We start from the raw sequence: 16,996 nt of genomic DNA, 5'->3' as shown, positions 1-16,996 counted from the left end.
CTATAGTGTGGGCAAGCGCAACATAGTGAAAGTATAAGCGATCATGCTGTTGAAAACTGAAATAAATATCATCAAAAAATTCGGACTGGTTCTGCTAATAGGTTCTGGCCTAGCGACGTTTACGCATGCAGAAAAAATTAACTGCGATCATGCCAATACTCAGGCAAAAAAAAATTATTGTTCTGACCGTTTTAAAGAACAGCGTGAAAAGCTAAATGGGCTTTTTTTAACAGCGCAGTTGATTACCGATGCCCCAATACGCTTACTGATAGATACGCAAAAATTATGGTATAGCCGAGTTCAGCAATGCAAAAACTTGGAGTGTTTTAAACAACAATTTGAGCTTCGCCATGAAGATTTGAATATTTATACCTCAATGAACCAAAGCTTAACGCAGCATTATCTTAAATTTGAAAATGGTCATTTTGCGACATCACCTGTACATTTAAAGGTACATCAACTGGGCAAAGACAGCATCAAAATAGAAGGCATTGCCTATCGTAATCCGAACAATCGAGTTGAAACACAAACCATTCCATTTTTAGCTTACACAACACCCGAACAAAAAAATCAAATCACCGATAATGAACACGACTGCAAATATCAGTTCAATTACAGTAAAGCCTTACTCTCAGTAAAAACCGAACAAAAAGGCTGTGAACGTTTTGCAGGGATTTATCGTTTATATGATTAAGATCAAATTCGAATGACTTAGAAAAATACAAAAAAGCCTCAACATTGAGGCTTTTTGGATGTCTACAATATGTCAGTTAAATCGGATGTGTTTGCTGCACTTGCTGGCTGATCATTGCAGCTGTTGCCGCAGATAAAGTCCATCCAAGGTGACCATGCCCTGTATTATAGAAAATATGATCTCGCTTACCTGCATGCACTACTGGCATCATATTGGGCATCATTGGTCGTAAACCCGCCCACGGCACCACATGTTCTGTTGATAGATTAAAATTACGATTCGACCAATCAATTAAAGGCTGAATGCGATCGGCACGAATATCTCGGTTATAGCCATTAAACTCTGCCGTGCCTGCAACACGGAGTCGATTTGCACCTAAGCGTGAAGTCACAATTTTGGCACTTTCATCCAACAGACTTACCCAAGGCGCATTGGCCTGACTTTGTTCATCATTTAAATTAATGGTGATTGAATATCCTTTGACTGGATACACATTTACGCGATCACCGAGTTTATGTGCAAGTTCATAACTACCTACGCCACCACAGACCACCACAGCATCTGCTTCAAGTATGGTATCAGCATCAGGATGTTCCATATTTTCATCACTGGCTTTTAACTGAACATTGACACCTTTTGCATGATGTTCAAAGTCAGTCACCTCAAAACCCCACATATATTTCACTTCAAAGCGTTCTGTTGCTTTAGCAAGCTGCGTCGTAAATTTGTGGATGTCGCCCGTGGCATCCCCCGGACAATAAAAACCACCATAGTATTCACCTGTCAGACTAGGCTCGATATCACGGATTTCAGCTAATGTCACAGGATGACGCTCTAAGCCACCCTCACAGAGCATATTATTAACTTGAGTCGCCACCTCATAATCATGTTGATTATGAAAGAAATGTAAAATGCCGCGTTTTTCTAAATCAAACTGTAAGTTTTCATGCTCAGCTATTTCAAATAAACGCTGACGTGCCATCAATGCGAGACGGACGGTTTCGTGAGTATTTTCACGATAATCTTTAATATGTCCCATAAACTCAAAAAGCCATGAATATTTATGAAGATTAAAACTTGGATTTAATAGTAATGGCGCGGTTTTTTGTGACATCCATTTGATGCCTTTCACCACCGTTGCTTTTTGGTTCCAGACTTCAGCATTACATGCTGATAATTGTCCACCATTGGCAAACGACGTTTCCATAGCAGGATAAAGATGTTTATCGACCACGGTGACACGATAACCGAGTAATCCGAGTTCGTAAGCTGTCGTTACCCCAGTAATACCTGCACCAATCACAACAATATGACACATATAGGCTCCTTGGAAATTATATTTCCTATGTTCGCCCCATCTGTCATTGGTACCTGAGAGCTTTGGTTCCTTGCGAAGCAATGTGAACCTTCCCCTTCGGTGAGTAGATCCGGCCTACTTCTCTCCAGATTTTTTATATGATTACAGTCCTTTTGCCTGAGAGTTTCCTGGGGGAACTTGCTCCTTCGGCGAGCACGATCTGTGCTTCTCTCCTGCAATCATCCTTTCGTTTTTTATTTCGCATTCTTATTGATATTGCCTTAGTTAGATATGAGCAATATTTGTACCAAATCTCAAGTCCTATTTGGGTCAATATTGTTAAATATTATTTTTTTATCAATTTAAGTTGTTAGTCTATAAATTTAAAATCATTTTTTCTACACCTAAATACTTCATCTTTAAAATAAAGGTTTAAAATACTGAATGAAATTTATACCTAGAAAAATTGAAGTTTTATGTCGGATTCAACACTTTTCTCTCGCTACGCATCTGTGATCAAAACACATGCTATTGAAGAATTAACTCAAAGTGATTTACTCCTACTTAAGACTCTGGGAACTATTCAAAGCTTTTATGCACCATTTGAGGCCATAAATCATGATGCAAAAGTGGTTATCGTCGGCATCTGCCCAGGCCAACAACAATGGCGTAATGCATTAATCGCAGCAAAGGTCGGCTTAGAACAGCAAGTATCTGAGGAAAACATTCTTAAACTTGCCAAGAATAGTGGCGCTTTTAGCGGCCCTATTCGTAAAAATTTAACTCAACTGCTAGATCATATTGGATTACACAATCAATTAGGCATACAGACCACTGCTGAGCTATTTAGCATTCATCAAGATAAGGTGCAAATGTGCTCGGTTTTACAGCAATGCATTTTGGTCAATGGAAAAAATTATGCTGGCTCAACACCTGCAATGCTAAAAAATGAATTATTAAAACAACATATTGATGATTATTTTATTCCTATGGTCCAACAGCTTCCTAACGCAATTTATATCCCGCTAGGCAAAGGTGTAGATGCGGTTTTAAATTATGTATGTAGCTTAGGCTATTTAAATGATCAACAGATTCTAGCTGGACTTCCCCATCCATCAGGTGCAAATGCTGAACGGATCAAATATTTTTTAGGTGAAAAACCACGTGAACAATTATCTCGACAAACCAATCCCGAGCAGATAGATAGCGCAAAATCACAGATCCTGCTTAAATTATCCAATCTTCTATGAAGTTCGCTTAACATCACTGAAAAATATTATTTATTTGAATATCCACTACTTATATCAAAGCAGTGCTCGAACAAAACTAGAAAAGTGTGATGTATTTTACTTTTTTGTTTTTCTGTGTGAATATGCGCCAAAATAAATATTGCTCATAAAAATAACGCTAACATGGAAATACGCATGAAAAATTATTTAGTTCTAGGATTTACACTCCTACTACTCACGGGTTGTATTACCGTACCTAAAAATAAACCTGAAACAAGAACCTTGAAGCTAAAAGGTGTGAATACCGTTGAAAACAGCAAAGTGATACAACGAACCATTACTCGAGGTCAGTTACTATGTGAAGCTGGGCAAAAATGTCCTGAACTTGCAATTGATTGGCAAAAAAACAAAGGTGAGTATGCACTTTCACTGCATTCTTATGATCAACAGCAGCTTGATATGAGTGAAATATCTTTTGTGATTGACGGCAAAGTTTTGTCTTATCCTGCAATTGGTCGAACAAATTATCGTCGCTTAGATAATTCAAATGTGATTGATTCTTCTAATACCGTGATGATCCCAGATGCTGTGCTTAAAAAATTTCGGGACGCAAAAAATATTGCTGTGATTATGAATACCAACCAAGGTGAAATCGCACACTATATGTTAAAAAACCAAAAATCTTCAGATGCCTATCGTCTATTTTTACGTGCTTATTCTTAAGACCAAATAGTCTAAAATAAAAATCCCAGAAGTTAGTGTATGTTTTCTTTTGGGATTTTTTATTCATCTCATCTTATAAATTAATCAAATGCATCACATGATCTTTATTTTATTCGTTTAATTATTTGTTTAAATGTCAGTTCACATATCGGTTGACCTACTTCTAGATGAAGAGGATAGGCTTGATTTTCATCTGTTATGTTATAGCCACGTCGTTGATAATATTTTATTAATTCTAAACTCCAATCAATCACATACATCACAAATTCTTCAACATTGGGTTCCATCAACATCGCTTGTTGTTCTGCAAATTGTAATAATTTTTTTCCTAAGCCCTGAGCTTGCTCATTTGGATGAATTGCAAAATGACCAATTTCACAGCTCATCCCCTGCATTTGAATACCAATACACCCCTTGATCTGCGCATGTACCGACTCAATCACATATAAATGAAAATCCCTTTTTTGTAAGAGTTGACTGAGTTGAGACACATTTATTCGATTTCCTCGAACAATATGATGTTCCGTGGTCCAACTCTTGGGATGATTCTCCCGATAGGCTATATTCATTAAGCTTTCGAGCTGCTGAATATCACCAAGTAAAGCATGTCTTATATTCATATTTTTTAGCTATTTATTTTCATAGGCCTATTTTACTGAAATAAAAAAACCAGACAATTGTCTGGTTTTTTTAAAGCAATGTGCTCATCAGTGTGACTTGCTAACGCTATTCACCAACAGCATCGGAACAAAAAGCAGTGCTTTGTTATTTATCCTCTGTGACTCGCTAACGTTACTCACCAAATCGCGTTCGGAACAAAGCAGCGCTTTGTTATTTATCCACTGTGACTCGCTAACGCTACTCACCAACCGCGTTCGAAACAAAGCAGCGCTTTGTTTCCTCACTTGGGTTCAATTGGAGCAAATGGAGCGACAACATCCGCATTTTGTGCACGGTTACGCATGAAGTGATCCATGAGCACAATTGCCAACATCGCCTCTGCAATTGGTGTTGCACGAACACCGACACAAGGATCATGACGACCTTTGGTCAACACATCAGTATCTTCACGATTAATCGTAATGGTTTTACCCGGCGTAGTAATGGATGCTGTAGGTTTCAAGGCGATCGCAACACGAATGTCTTGACCACTCGAAATACCACCCAAAATGCCGCCAGCATGGTTTGCCAAGAAACCATCCGTAGTTAACTCATCACGGGTTTCATGACCAAACTGCTCGGCAACACCAAAGCCATCACCAATTTCCACACCTTTTACGGCATTGATGGACATCATAGCATGTGCAATATCTGCATCTAAACGATCAAATACAGGCTCGCCCCAACCAACTGGCACTTGCGTCGCAATAATTTCCAGTTTGGCGCCACAGCTCGTTCCTTGTTCACGAAGTGACGTTACAAGAGCTTCAAAACGTGGGACAGCATCTGCATCACCACAGAAAAATGGGTTATTCGGAACTTCATTCCAGTCCAATTTCTGTGCTTTTTCGGTACCAATTTGGGTTACATGACCACGAATTTCTATGCCGAATTTCTCAAACAAGAATTTTTTAGCAATCGCACCCGCAGCAACACGCATCGCAGTTTCACGAGCACTCGAACGGCCACCACCACGATAATCACGGAAACCATACTTATGTGTATACGTATAGTCTGCATGACCCGGACGGAAGGTTTGCGCAATGTTGCCATAATCTTTTGATTTTTGATCTGTGTTACGGATCAAAAGACCAATCGATGTACCGGTTGTTTTGCCTTCAAATACGCCTGAAATAATTTCAACTTCATCGGGTTCTTTACGCTGAGTCGCAAACTTAGATGTGCCCGGCTTACGACGATCCAGATCCTTTTGCAAATCGGCTTCAGTCAGTTCAATACCCGGTGGAACCCCATCCACAATGGCCATCAGACCAACGCCATGAGATTCACCACAAGTCGTTACACGGAAGAGTTGCCCTATACTATTACCTGCCATGTCAAACGACTCCTTATGCTTGAACAGATTGAATGAATAAATCTCGGTATTCGCGGCATTGAGCAGCAGTCAATGCAAAGATACCTGTACCGCCTTTTTGGAACTGTAACCAATAAAAATCAACGGTATTGAAGTTTTGACGCATTGCCCATTCTGAGTTACCCACTTCGATCACAATTAAGCCATCTTCAGTCAGGTAATCTGCAGCTTGTGCCAACATTTTACGGACAAGATCCAAACCATCTTGACCCGCAGCAAGCGCCATTTCAGGTTCATGGTGGAATTCTTCTGGTAAATCTGCCATGTCTTCAGCATCCACATACGGTGGATTCGACACGATTAAATCATATTGATTCTCTGCTGGAATTTTGGCGAATAAATCAGACTCAAGTAAAGCCACTTGATATTGTTTATTGTGGTGTTCACAGTTAATTTGTGCCACTTCAAGCGCATCTTTAGATAAATCTGTTGCATCAACTTCAGCGTCTGGGAATGCATATGCTAAAGCAATCGCGATACAACCCGAACCCGTACACATATCTAAAATGCGCTGAGGAGTTTTTGGATTGGCATTTTCAGGTAGATTATTAACTGCAGCACCCATTTCGCCATTTTCACCTAAGCAATATGGCGCAAAACGGTTTTCAATTAACTCTGCAATTGGAGAACGTGGAATCAGTACACGTTCATCGACATAAAATGGCTTACCAAAGAAATACGACAAGTTAAGTAAATAAGACGTCGGAACTTTTTCATTAATACGACGTTCTAATAATGTTAAAAATTCTGCAACTTCACTTGGCAATAATTTCGCATCTAAGATTTCCGCATCTGCATTCCAATCTAGAGATAACGTTTGTAAAACCAATGCTGAGCTTTCAGCAAAATAGTCTTCTGTACCTTGTCCTAAGTGGGCATCATATTGACGTAAAGCTGTTACCCCAAAGCGGATATAATCACGAATTGTAGATAGGTTTTCAGCTGCTTCCTGTAAATGTTCAGGGCTAATAGTCGGTCGATCCACTTAAGGCGTCTCCAGTTCATAATTTTTTAAACGCCCTATGATACCTTGTTTTAATGCTATTTATAATAAAAATACGGCATTATTCACCGCTTGAAAGCATTTCATAACCGTATATATGAGGTCTGATACATTCGCTGAAATGAAATGTGTACTTTATGCCTTTCTTCAGCATTCTATAAAACCTAATAGATAAAAATTACGAATAAAAACCAATTCAAGCTCAAATGTTTAGCAATTTGTACTTGATCCCAAGCTTTAATTTTATAAAATCATCCCCATACAAACAGTTAAATTTTAAATGCGGAGCTCCAATGAGCTATAAGCACAATAACCTCATGGCTATGCGTCAGAGCTATTGGGAAGACACTCAGTCTTTAAATGTGCAAACTGAAAAGGCATTTTTTCAGCAACTACTGATCGAACATCAAGTTTTCCCTGATGCGAGTCTAGAAAACGCACGTACCCTATTTTTTAGCTTACCGAGCATTATTATTGTCAAAGGTTATGCTGCCGGATTTAAAGACGAATCTGTCCAACATCTCATTCATCAACATATTGAAGAACATAAAGCCGCATTGATGCAAAACGATACGGTAAAAATCAAATATCGTTTATAGTTTTCTTTCCAATGTACCTGTCTACGCGGCATCTTGCTTAAGTTTGCAAATGCTTACTGCATATTCAGTAAGTTGAACTATTTTAATACGTTAAGAAACGTTAAAATTAGCTACAATGTATTTTTCTGCGAATTGCTGATTAAAGGATTTAATTTACATGTCAGATCAGAACGATAAGCTCAAACACTTGAAAACGTCTTCTATGGATCGACGCTTATCTATCGCAAAGGCATCGCTACTTGCGGGAACTCGTTGGGCAGCATCAAACGCTACTTCTATTTTTTCGAGTGAAGAAGAAAAAGAGAAAAAGCGTAAAAAAGCCATGAAAGATCAGGCTGAATATCTCGTCGCAGAAATTGGTAAATTAAAAGGTTCGATTGTAAAAATTGGCCAAATGATGGCGTTGTATGGTGAACATTTTCTGCCTGAAGAAATCACCCAAGCCCTCAACACCTTGAACAATCAAACAGTTGCATTGGCATGGCCAGCCATTAAAGTCCAATTACAAAATCAACTTGGCTCAAAACTTGATGATCTCGTGATTGATCATGAGCCACTTGGTACAGCTTCTTTGGCACAAGTTCACCGTGCAAAACGTAAATCTGATGGTTTAGAACTGGTTTTAAAAATCCAGTATCCGGGTGTGGCAGATGCAATCGATTCGGATATGAATCTATTCAAAAACATGCTCAAACTGACACGAATGGTTCCTCAAACCCGTGAATTTGATCAGTGGTTTGATGAAGTTCGTGAAATGATGCATCGTGAAGTAAATTATAAAATCGAAGCAGATACCACTCGCCGTTTTGCTGCACGCTTAAAAGAAGACCCACGCTATATCGTGCCGCAAATCATTGAAGGTTATTCAACACCTCAAGTGCTGTGTATGACCTTTGAACGTGGTGTGCCGATTAATAGCCCTGTAATGCTATCACTTCCTCAAGAGCGCCGTAATGCCTTAGGTGAAGCATCACTTGAAATTGCCGTACGCGAAATTTTTGAATGGGGTGAAATGCAAACCGACCCTAACTTCGGAAACTATTTGGTCCGTTTAGGCAATGGTGCGGATGTGCCAGATAAAATTGTTCTCCTCGACTTTGGTGCGATCCGTCAGTTCGATGAGCATCTGTTAAGCGTTGCGCGTAATTTGATTACCGCGGGTTATCACCATAGCGCTGAGCAAATGGTCAAAGCGATGACAGGTTATGAGTTCTTTGATGGTATTCCACAAAGTATTAAACCCGATATGGCCAAAGTCTTTCTGTTAGCAACAGAGGCATTTAGTAGCACTGAAAATAACCCAGACATCCCTGCTGGTGTTATGGACGAACAACAACGCTATGACTGGAAAAAAAGCCAATTACATAGCCGTGTAATGCAACAAGCTTCAAAATCGATGGCATCTCGCTACTTCTCAGTTCCACCTAAAGAGTTTATGTTTATCAGCCGTAAATTTATCGGTGCATATACCTTTATGACCGTCATTGAAGCGAAAACCAATGTTCGTCGTATGATTCAAAAATATCAATAATCACTCAATGCACACTTCAAGACTTGGCTGACTCAAATGTCAGCTAAGTCAATTTTAAAATAACAATACTTTTAAGCCTTTTTACTTTTCTATTCTTAATTAATCATTTAGCTATCAAATCCCACCTAATCTCGCCGTTTATCTTTGACAATCATGCATGTCATTTATGACATGGTTTTTCTATCTTTGGCATGTCAGCATTAAATAAGAACAACGCAAATGGAAAACAACAATGACCAACATGGTAAACAAGGCACAAGGATTTGGACTCTCACTTTTAACGAAAATTGCCGGAAGTGATGTACTCGATCAGTTTAAACTGCGCAAATTTGTTGAAAAATCTTTGTATCAAAGCTCAAAAGCTGGTTTTAAAACCTTGAGCCAGACACAAAAAGCATTTCAAACCAACAAAGGTGTGCATAAGCAACGTTTGCCAAATCAACAAAAATCATTATTTGATTTAAACCTGACTGAAGAACAGCAAATGACTGCTGATGCGATGCAGCAGTTTGCCACAGAAGTTTTGTATCCACTTGCTCATCAAGCCGATCAAGAGGAAAAATTTCCTGAAGCGTTATGGCAACATATCCAAGATCTAGGTCTAAATTATTATGCCTTACCTGAAGATTTGGGTGGCGTTGCAGCAGAAAAAAACATCATTAGCAATATCTTAATTGCTGAACAACTAGCTGAAGGTGATTTTAGTTTAACAGCAGGTTTACTGTCGACGTTTAGCTGTATCAATGCCATCACCCAATGGGGTTCAGAATCTGTTCAAGCAACCTATTTAGCGACATTTGCAGATGATTCAACCCTCCGTGCAAGCTTTGCAGTTCAAGAGGCAACGGCGGCATTTAATCCCTATCAACTTAAAACTCAGGCGATTGCTGATGGCCAGCAGTATAAAATCAGTGGGGAGAAAACCTTAGTCCTTTTAGGTGAACAGGCAGATGTGCTCTTGGTGAGTGCCATGCTCAATGGGCAGCCTGAAGTTTTTATTGTGCAACGTGACCAGAGCATTAGCGCTAAAAAAACACCAGCTATGGGCTTAAAAGCCACTGAAACGGTAACTTTAAAATTTGATCAGACCCCTGCCCAACGCTTAGGCGATCAAGATTTCAATTACACCTCATTTATCGATCTTGGCAATTTAATGTGGTGTGCCATGGCTGTTGGTACCGCAACTGCAGTCAAAAAATATTGCATTCAATATGCAAACGAACGTACAGCTTTTGGAGAGCCAATTTCACATCGTCAAAGTGTGGCATTTATGATTGCAGATATGGCAATCGAAATTGATGCCATGCATATGCTCATCCTAAACGCAGCAAGTCTAGCCGAAGCTGGCAAGCCCTTTCATCGTGAAGCCTATTTAGCTCGCGTGCTATGTGCTGAAAAATCGATGAAAATTGGGACTGATGGCGTGCAAATATTAGGTGGTCATGGCTTTACCAAAGAACATCCCGTAGAACGTTGGTATCGAGACTTACGTGCCACAGCGATTCTTCAATCTGGCTTACATGCGTAATTCAGCAAAATAAAAAACAAGGAAATGTCCATGAACTTACAAAATCCGAAAAAATTTAAATTGCTGATCGACCAAGCCCATGAAGTCGCTTTAAATGTTCTACGTCCTATTTCACGTAAATATGACAAAGCCGAACATGCCTATCCTAAAGAATTAGACATGTTGTCTTCCCTCGTCGACGGTATGAATGATGGCGGTGATGGCATGAATGCAGGTGCTGCCGTCAATAAACGTGGCGACACAGACACGGGAAATAAAAACGGTGTCAATATGTCGACTGCTCTCAGTATCATCGAGATGTGCTATGGAGATACAGGCCTGTTGCTCAGTATGCCTCGCCATGGGCTTGGCAACTCAGCTATTGCAGCAGTAGCCAATGATGAACAACTAGAACGCTTAAAAGGTACTTGGGCCGCTATGGCCATTACAGAACCCAATTGCGGCTCTGATTCAGCAGCAATTCGGACAACAGCGACGAAAGATGGCGATGAATACATCCTGAATGGTGAAAAAATCTTTGTCACCTCGGGCGAACGTGCTGATTCAGTAGTTGTTTGGGCAACACTAGATAAAAATTTAGGTCGTGCAGCGATTAAATCCTTTGTTGTTGAAAAAGGTACGCCGGGCATGACTGTAGAACGCCTAGAACATAAATTGGGTATTAAAGCCTCTGATACGGCTGCCATTAGCTTTGTAGATTGTCGTGTCCCTGCTGCAAACTTATTAGGCAATGCTGAAATTGATGTAGCAAAGGGTTTTGCTGGGGTTATGGAAACTTTTGATAATACTCGCCCACTCGTTGCTGCGATGGCTATAGGCTGTGCAAAGGCATCTTTAGAGCGAATTAAAGAAATCTTTAAAGATAAATTAGATGAGCAGTATTCAACACCGATCTTACAAAGCTCGAATATTGCTGCACAAATCTACCGAATGGAAGCAGACTGGGAAGCAGCACGTCTACTCATGCTCAAAGCCGCATGGATGGCCGACAACAAAAAACCTAACTCACGTGAAGCATCCATCGCTAAAGCAAAAGCAGGCCGTGTAGGTAATGAAATCACGTTAAAGTGTGTAGAGCTCGCAGCGGCTGTCGGTTATAACGAAAATGAATTATTGGAAAAATGGGCACGTGATTCAAAAATCCTTGATATATTTGAAGGCACACAGCAAATTCAACAATTAATCGTTGCACGACGTGAACTGGGTAAAAGTTCAAGCGAATTAAAGTAATTTTTTGCTTGAGTAATTTTAAACTTAGAGATGGATTTTTTTATAGGATCAGTCTATAAACAATCCATCTTTTTGTTTTTCGATGATTATGTTTCAGATCCGACCACTTCAACTTGAAGACAATGCAAGCATTGCCAATGTCATTCGCACAGTTTCCAAAGAATTTGGATTAGCACCTGAATCAGGATTTGCCGTTGCAGATCCAATTTTAGATGATTTATATCACGTCTATGCGCAAGCAAATGCACAATATTGGGTTATTGAAAATCAACACGGTACAATTTTAGGTGGTGGCGGCCTTTCTCCTTTAGCTGGAGATTCAAGCATTTTAGAAATCCAAAAAATGTATTTTATGCCTGAATTACGTGGTCATGGCTTAGCCAAAGATATTTTAGAACTTTGTTTTCAATTCGCCAAAGATCATAATTTTAAAGCGTGTTATTTAGAAACTACACATACACTTGGACAAGCGGTAAAACTCTATGAAAAAGTAGGATTTCAACACTTACAAGCTCCCAAGGGCAATACAGGTCATAGCCAAGCATGCGAAATTTGGATGCTTAAAACACTTTAAATTATTCTTAGATTCCATTCATACCTCTGAAAAAAGTTATAGCTTTTTCAAATAGGGATATTTCATGAGTGGATATTCTAGTTTTTTATAACTAAAGTTCTCGGGATTTGAATGTCCCCACAATCTTAATAAGTACCATGTCAAGAGAGAAATACCGACACAAGTAATGCTATCTGTTTTTCTCTCTTCACTTAGACAATCATGTAATTTGAGTACATTCCCATCAATTTTTACAATTACACTGTATAGAGCAACTTAAGAAAATATTGACCTCTAAGTCTCCAATTCATACTATCGCTTAAAGAAATTACACTTAGCCATGATTATTTTAAAGTGAACATAAATGCAGAATGTACTGAATAAAACTCGCCTTTCAACTCGTCTTTCGTCGCTCCTAAGCGCACACAGCTTAAAGTTTTCAACTGTTATTATATCTGTAACCCTGATTTCTGGATGCTCATCACTCGGTGGTGGCTCTGTAGAAAAACGTGCCATTAAACTTTCATCAGGGATACAAAAGGCCTATTCAGTCAATCCTGAAACTGCAAATCGAGTGTCCCCCTACATTGTGCAAACTGCTGATCAATATAACTTAGATCCTTTACTACTGGCTGCTGTTATTCGCCAAGAATCAACTTTCCGCCCTTATGTCAGTTCACCTGCAGGTGCTGTCGGTTTAACTCAGGTGATGCCACGTTATTGGCAAGCAACATGCCCTGGGGATTTATATGACGAATTCACCAATATTAATTGTGGGTCATTTATTTTAACTAAATATAAAAATGCCGCTGGCAGCATGCCAAAAGCTTTAGCCTACTATAATGTCGGACCTACCGCTTATAACACCAATCGAAAAATGAAAAAACAAGGCAAACGTTATGCAAAACAAGTGAAACAACATCGAAATAATTTAAAAAGTGCATTGTAATAAAGTACAGTTCAATCCTATTGACCTAGGATTGAACTTTTAACATACATCACAAATATTTGAATTTAATAGACTTATATCACAAATATAGATTTTGGAATAATATTATATAATGTATTTTAATGAGCAATAAACAAACAAACAGCACAGATATTTAATACTTATTTCATCTTATACAATCGTTTTTGTATATTAAATTAATGAAATAATACATTAAATCTATTAATAAAAAAACTCTTATAAAACAACAACCTTAATTGAATTTCATATACAACAATTCTATAAAAGGTTTAAATATTCTACACAATCCTACAACTATTAGCAGCCAAGAATCGTTTAAAGACCATTTTTACTTTATTTATTATTAACAATAATCAACCAGCTGATTTTTTTAGCATTGTTTATTCATTATTTTTAGCTAATATCATATAGGTCAGTAAAACTATATTACTGATTAACATATAATTTATTGGGGTTAATAATGGCCAAATTATCTTTAAACGCTTTAACAGACATTGACGGTTTTATTGCTGCAGCTTTGGTTGACAGCGAAAGTGGCCTTGCTATGGCGACACAAGGCAATAACGACATCGATTTAGAATTAGCTGCTGCTGGTAATACTGAAGTTGTACGCTCAAAGCGTAAAGTTGCCAAAGCGTTGAATTTAAATGACTCTATTGAAGACATTCTAATTACTCTGGGTAAACAATATCACTTAATCCGCCCACTCGACTCAAATGAAGCATTATTTCTTTACCTTGTATTAGACCGTAGTAAATCAAACCTTGCTATGGCTCGCCATGAACTTAAACATTTCGAAAAAGAATTAGATTTTTCTTAATTTAAAGTTGGGTTATTTCACCAGAAATAACCCAGTTTTTCTGGACCATTTCGTGAATAGCACATTATATATTTCTGTCTTTGGCTTAAATCTAAATGTTATCAATGACATTAAATCTATTATTTCAAATAAGCTATCTGAAACTTTTACTATTCATTGGACAAACATTGCAGATTCAAAACTCCAAGTCCTATTAATCAATGATGACTTTATCGACCTGCCGAATATAAATAAAATCAGGCACGAAGCTTTAATCATACTTAAACTTAAAAAAAATGAATTGAAAGCAAATCAAATCGAACACGATACCCTGTTTTTACCCCTAACAAATACCAATCAATTTGAGCATTGGTTAGAGCATTCAGTTGCGTTAAGGTTCCGAGACATTAATCCTGTAAATGTGTCCAATCCTATTGTTGTTCAAGACACAAAACCTAAATTAAATGCACTCCAGATCTCACAGGCTTTTAAAGATTTAAATAAACATCAACGTCAACTATTGCTTTTAGATCAAAAACCAATCGCACTCATTGATAACTTAAGCAATGAGTTTTGGATAGAACAAAATATACAAATCACACAAAATTCTGAAATCACACTCATTTCAGCAGATACAAATACAGTTGTCACTTTTAAATATGGGTTGGAATCAATAAATTTACAGCATGGATTATGGCAATTTGTTTGGGATTACGTAGATGATACTCCCCCCAATTACACAAGCCACTATAAACTTTTGCATTGGCCACAGCCTATACATTGTGCTGAGCGACAATCACTATTGAAAATATCCGCTTTTTTTATGGAAGGTAGTTCTACTCAATATATTGCTGAACAAATACATTTAAGCCAAAACTTTATTAATCGTTATTTATTTGCATGCCACATAGCTCAAATCATAGAAGAGATACCAGCCATGGCGAGTGTATATCATAGCCAAAAAACAGCTCAAGAATCTTCAAATCCACTACAGAGTTTTTTCCGTAGTCTTCGAAAAAAATTAGGAATCTAAAATTTCATTATGATTTTACAGCAATACAAGATCGTATTTGCCGGAACGATGGGTGCCGGAAAAACCACTGCTATTCAAAGTATTTCTGATATTCCTGTACTGAGTACAGAAGCGCTTAATACTGATCAAAATGCGCATCAAAAAATGTTGACTACTGTTGGAATCGATTACGGTGAACTTACTCTCGCCGATGGTACTAAACTTGGTTTATATGGTACACCGGGCCAAGAAAGATTTAACTTTATATGGAATACCATTTGTAACGGCGCGATTGGTACAATTATTTTGATTGATCATACACATGACCATCCAATTCAGCAGCTGAATGATTATTTAAATTATTTTTCTGAAAATAATGAAAACATCATCATCGCGATTACACATTTAGACAGTACGCAGTATAAATCCACCAAACTTTATAAAGAATGGCAAGATTCACAACAGATACATCACCCCATTTTTTATATCGATGCTAGAAATAAAAAAGACATTCTTTTTATTCTAGAAGCACTTATTGCAAAAGCCGAAGTTCAACTTTCAATCTGATGAAGATATTATGAATACAGCAATTCGTACAACACGTTCAGCACCACTACAGCTTATTGAACAAGCACATAAACTCATGAAGGAGTTAATTTCTGATGTGTCCGGTGTTGAATATATGATGTTATGTTCAACTGATGGTTTTGAATTAAAATCTATAGAAAAGAAAAATATTGAAAATTCTGGAAAACTTGCAGCTGTAAGCAGTTCAATCTTAGCAATGGTTCAAGCTTTTACTAATGAAATTAATTTAGTCGGCTGTCAAACCATTACATTAGATGCAGAAAATGGTAAAGCATTACTCACAGCGATCTCTCATCCTCTACACCCCATGATATTAGTTGTCTTAACATCAAAAAATGTATTATTAGGGCAATTATTATATTCTTTAAAAAGAGTGAGTAATGAACTAAGCGAATATCAACTGTCAAATACATTCACCTAGTCCAATTCAATTTATTTCATCGATTCACGCATTTTATCTTCATCAAAATATTGTGCAAATGATGCAATACGTTTTTCAACAACTGGATTTTTCATCAGGTTCTCAGCTGCACGATTCCCCAATAGTTCAAATGCTTTACCCAAAGCATTTGTTCCTTCATTTTCTGTAACAGCTTTGATTTCAGCATTACAACGTTTAGTAAATAAATCTTGAAATAAATTTGCCATATTTTTATCAATCTTTTGCATCTCAGCGGACGTCACTTTACTATACTTAGAAATTTCTGGATGTGCTGAAAATGCCAAATAAATCCAAACCGTTAAGTTCTGACTCTCTTCTGCTGAAATTTTATTTACCAAACATTCACTTAGTTTATCCTGATACACACCAGCTGTAGTATTTAAAGAAACAAATGCAAATAAAACTATAGTTAATAATTTTTTTAAAAACATCTTAAATACCCTATATATTATTAATGAAACAAACGATTTTATTATATTGATTTATTACACATTTTCATTAGCAAAAGATTTTAAAATGATATAGATGGATTGAGCATTTTAGTTTTATTTTCTTTAAATATCTCTCGTTTTCCTATTTTTGTGCTTTAGCTTTTTCTACTTTTATAACGTTCGTTTCCTTTTATCTTTTTCCGAACACATAAAAAAACACCCCCTGAGATATCAGGGGGTGTTTCGAATAATGAGCTGGCGATGACTTACTCTCACATGGGTAACCCCACACTACCATCAGCGCTAAGAGGTTTCACTTCTGAGTTCGGGAA

Annotated in this window: 18 protein-coding genes and 1 riboswitch; of the genes, 13 read left to right on the top strand and 5 right to left on the bottom strand. The window is 37.7% G+C overall.

All coding sequences use genetic code 11. The features are described from left to right. Positions 1-43 precede the first annotated feature (43 nt). Positions 44-694 (top strand): hypothetical protein, encoded by a 651-nt coding sequence (locus FTU75_RS07125; RefSeq protein ID WP_180101997.1) that lies wholly within the window; start codon positions 44-46, stop codon positions 692-694. A gap of 76 nt (positions 695-770) precedes the next feature. Here the strand turns inward: FTU75_RS07125 and FTU75_RS07120 are convergent, their stop codons facing one another. Continuing rightward, positions 771-2,012 carry a D-amino acid dehydrogenase gene (locus FTU75_RS07120; protein WP_180023581.1) on the bottom strand — a complete coding sequence of 414 codons (1,242 nt, stop codon included), beginning with the start codon at positions 2,010-2,012 and terminating at the stop codon, positions 771-773. Between the two features lie 134 nt (positions 2,013-2,146). Further along, positions 2,147-2,237: riboswitch (glycine riboswitch) on the bottom strand. A 230-nt stretch (positions 2,238-2,467) separates the two neighbouring features. Between FTU75_RS07120 and FTU75_RS07115 the strand changes: the two genes are divergently transcribed. Both FTU75_RS07115 and FTU75_RS07110 read left to right on the top strand, forming a co-directional pair. Further along, positions 2,468-3,241 (top strand): hypothetical protein, encoded by a 774-nt coding sequence (locus FTU75_RS07115; protein WP_180115536.1) that lies wholly within the window; start codon positions 2,468-2,470, stop codon positions 3,239-3,241. Positions 3,242-3,415: 174 nt separating this feature from the next. After that, on the top strand, positions 3,416-3,943 hold the full coding sequence (locus FTU75_RS07110) for a hypothetical protein (RefSeq protein ID WP_180115535.1): 528 nt from the start codon (positions 3,416-3,418) through the stop codon (positions 3,941-3,943). A gap of 104 nt (positions 3,944-4,047) precedes the next feature. Here FTU75_RS07110 and FTU75_RS07105 read toward each other — a convergent pair whose 3' ends face one another. The 3 genes from FTU75_RS07105 to prmB form a co-directional block, all read right to left on the bottom strand. Continuing rightward, positions 4,048-4,563, bottom strand: coding sequence for an N-acetyltransferase (locus FTU75_RS07105; protein ID WP_180115534.1), 516 nt, complete (start codon positions 4,561-4,563; stop codon positions 4,048-4,050). A 281-nt stretch (positions 4,564-4,844) separates the two neighbouring features. Next, the gene (gene aroC, locus FTU75_RS07100) at positions 4,845-5,939 is read right to left on the bottom strand and encodes a chorismate synthase (protein WP_180041467.1); all 1,095 of its coding nucleotides are present in this window, start codon (positions 5,937-5,939) and stop codon (positions 4,845-4,847) included. Positions 5,940-5,952: 13 nt separating this feature from the next. Next, positions 5,953-6,963, bottom strand: a complete 1,011-nt coding sequence (gene prmB, locus FTU75_RS07095) for a 50S ribosomal protein L3 N(5)-glutamine methyltransferase (RefSeq protein ID WP_180023576.1) — start codon at positions 6,961-6,963, stop codon at positions 5,953-5,955. A gap of 311 nt (positions 6,964-7,274) precedes the next feature. Between prmB and FTU75_RS07090 the strand changes: the two genes are divergently transcribed. From FTU75_RS07090 to FTU75_RS07045, 10 genes are all read left to right on the top strand, one after another. Further along, entirely contained in the window at positions 7,275-7,580 is a 306-nt protein-coding gene (locus tag FTU75_RS07090) for a hypothetical protein (RefSeq protein ID WP_078191029.1), read from the top strand. A gap of 157 nt (positions 7,581-7,737) precedes the next feature. Then, positions 7,738-9,111 (top strand): AarF/ABC1/UbiB kinase family protein, encoded by a 1,374-nt coding sequence (locus FTU75_RS07085; RefSeq protein WP_180115533.1) that lies wholly within the window; start codon positions 7,738-7,740, stop codon positions 9,109-9,111. A gap of 241 nt (positions 9,112-9,352) precedes the next feature. Next, positions 9,353-10,639: an acyl-CoA dehydrogenase family protein gene (locus FTU75_RS07080; protein WP_180115807.1), complete on the top strand. Its 1,287-nt coding sequence runs from the start codon at positions 9,353-9,355 to the stop codon at positions 10,637-10,639. 30 nt (positions 10,640-10,669) lie between these two features. Continuing rightward, the gene (locus FTU75_RS07075) at positions 10,670-11,869 is read left to right on the top strand and encodes an acyl-CoA dehydrogenase family protein (protein ID WP_180115532.1); all 1,200 of its coding nucleotides are present in this window, start codon (positions 10,670-10,672) and stop codon (positions 11,867-11,869) included. A gap of 88 nt (positions 11,870-11,957) precedes the next feature. Beyond that, positions 11,958-12,443: a GNAT family N-acetyltransferase gene (locus FTU75_RS07070; RefSeq protein ID WP_180107229.1), complete on the top strand. Its 486-nt coding sequence runs from the start codon at positions 11,958-11,960 to the stop codon at positions 12,441-12,443. Between the two features lie 343 nt (positions 12,444-12,786). Then, entirely contained in the window at positions 12,787-13,371 is a 585-nt protein-coding gene (locus FTU75_RS07065) for a lytic transglycosylase domain-containing protein (RefSeq protein WP_180023574.1), read from the top strand. A gap of 481 nt (positions 13,372-13,852) precedes the next feature. Next, positions 13,853-14,212, top strand: coding sequence for a hypothetical protein (locus FTU75_RS07060; RefSeq protein ID WP_078193877.1), 360 nt, complete (start codon positions 13,853-13,855; stop codon positions 14,210-14,212). Positions 14,213-14,264: 52 nt separating this feature from the next. Next, entirely contained in the window at positions 14,265-15,224 is a 960-nt protein-coding gene (locus FTU75_RS07055) for a hypothetical protein (RefSeq protein WP_180115531.1), read from the top strand. A 9-nt stretch (positions 15,225-15,233) separates the two neighbouring features. After that, positions 15,234-15,770: an ATP/GTP-binding protein gene (locus FTU75_RS07050; RefSeq protein ID WP_078193879.1), complete on the top strand. Its 537-nt coding sequence runs from the start codon at positions 15,234-15,236 to the stop codon at positions 15,768-15,770. Positions 15,771-15,780: 10 nt separating this feature from the next. Further along, on the top strand, positions 15,781-16,212 hold the full coding sequence (locus FTU75_RS07045; protein WP_180115530.1) for a roadblock/LC7 domain-containing protein: 432 nt from the start codon (positions 15,781-15,783) through the stop codon (positions 16,210-16,212). 11 nt (positions 16,213-16,223) lie between these two features. Here the strand turns inward: FTU75_RS07045 and FTU75_RS07040 are convergent, their stop codons facing one another. After that, the gene (locus FTU75_RS07040) at positions 16,224-16,664 is read right to left on the bottom strand and encodes a hypothetical protein (protein ID WP_180115529.1); all 441 of its coding nucleotides are present in this window, start codon (positions 16,662-16,664) and stop codon (positions 16,224-16,226) included. Positions 16,665-16,996: the final 332 nt, after the last annotated feature.

The sequence above is a fragment of the Acinetobacter sp. YH12140 genome (assembly GCF_013418475.1).
Lineage (GTDB): Bacteria > Pseudomonadota > Gammaproteobacteria > Pseudomonadales > Moraxellaceae > Acinetobacter > Acinetobacter amyesii.
Note: the sequence above shows the minus strand (reverse complement) of the source record. Positions and strands in the feature narration are given on the sequence as shown.

Coding starts and splice junctions, on each gene's coding strand:
- aroC (WP_180041467.1), bottom strand. CDS start 5,939: ATGGCAGGTAATAGTATAGGGCAACTCTTCCGTGTAACGACTTGTGGT.
- FTU75_RS07110 (WP_180115535.1), top strand. CDS start 3,416: ATGAAAAATTATTTAGTTCTAGGATTTACACTCCTACTACTCACGGGT.
- FTU75_RS07050 (WP_078193879.1), top strand. CDS start 15,234: ATGATTTTACAGCAATACAAGATCGTATTTGCCGGAACGATGGGTGCC.
- FTU75_RS07065 (WP_180023574.1), top strand. CDS start 12,787: ATGCAGAATGTACTGAATAAAACTCGCCTTTCAACTCGTCTTTCGTCG.
- FTU75_RS07060 (WP_078193877.1), top strand. CDS start 13,853: ATGGCCAAATTATCTTTAAACGCTTTAACAGACATTGACGGTTTTATT.
- FTU75_RS07120 (WP_180023581.1), bottom strand. CDS start 2,012: ATGTGTCATATTGTTGTGATTGGTGCAGGTATTACTGGGGTAACGACA.
- FTU75_RS07045 (WP_180115530.1), top strand. CDS start 15,781: ATGAATACAGCAATTCGTACAACACGTTCAGCACCACTACAGCTTATT.
- FTU75_RS07080 (WP_180115807.1), top strand. CDS start 9,353: ATGGTAAACAAGGCACAAGGATTTGGACTCTCACTTTTAACGAAAATT.
- FTU75_RS07075 (WP_180115532.1), top strand. CDS start 10,670: ATGAACTTACAAAATCCGAAAAAATTTAAATTGCTGATCGACCAAGCC.
- FTU75_RS07085 (WP_180115533.1), top strand. CDS start 7,738: ATGTCAGATCAGAACGATAAGCTCAAACACTTGAAAACGTCTTCTATG.
- FTU75_RS07070 (WP_180107229.1), top strand. CDS start 11,958: ATGTTTCAGATCCGACCACTTCAACTTGAAGACAATGCAAGCATTGCC.
- FTU75_RS07090 (WP_078191029.1), top strand. CDS start 7,275: ATGAGCTATAAGCACAATAACCTCATGGCTATGCGTCAGAGCTATTGG.
- FTU75_RS07125 (WP_180101997.1), top strand. CDS start 44: ATGCTGTTGAAAACTGAAATAAATATCATCAAAAAATTCGGACTGGTT.
- FTU75_RS07105 (WP_180115534.1), bottom strand. CDS start 4,563: ATGAATATAAGACATGCTTTACTTGGTGATATTCAGCAGCTCGAAAGC.
- FTU75_RS07115 (WP_180115536.1), top strand. CDS start 2,468: ATGTCGGATTCAACACTTTTCTCTCGCTACGCATCTGTGATCAAAACA.
- FTU75_RS07040 (WP_180115529.1), bottom strand. CDS start 16,664: ATGTTTTTAAAAAAATTATTAACTATAGTTTTATTTGCATTTGTTTCT.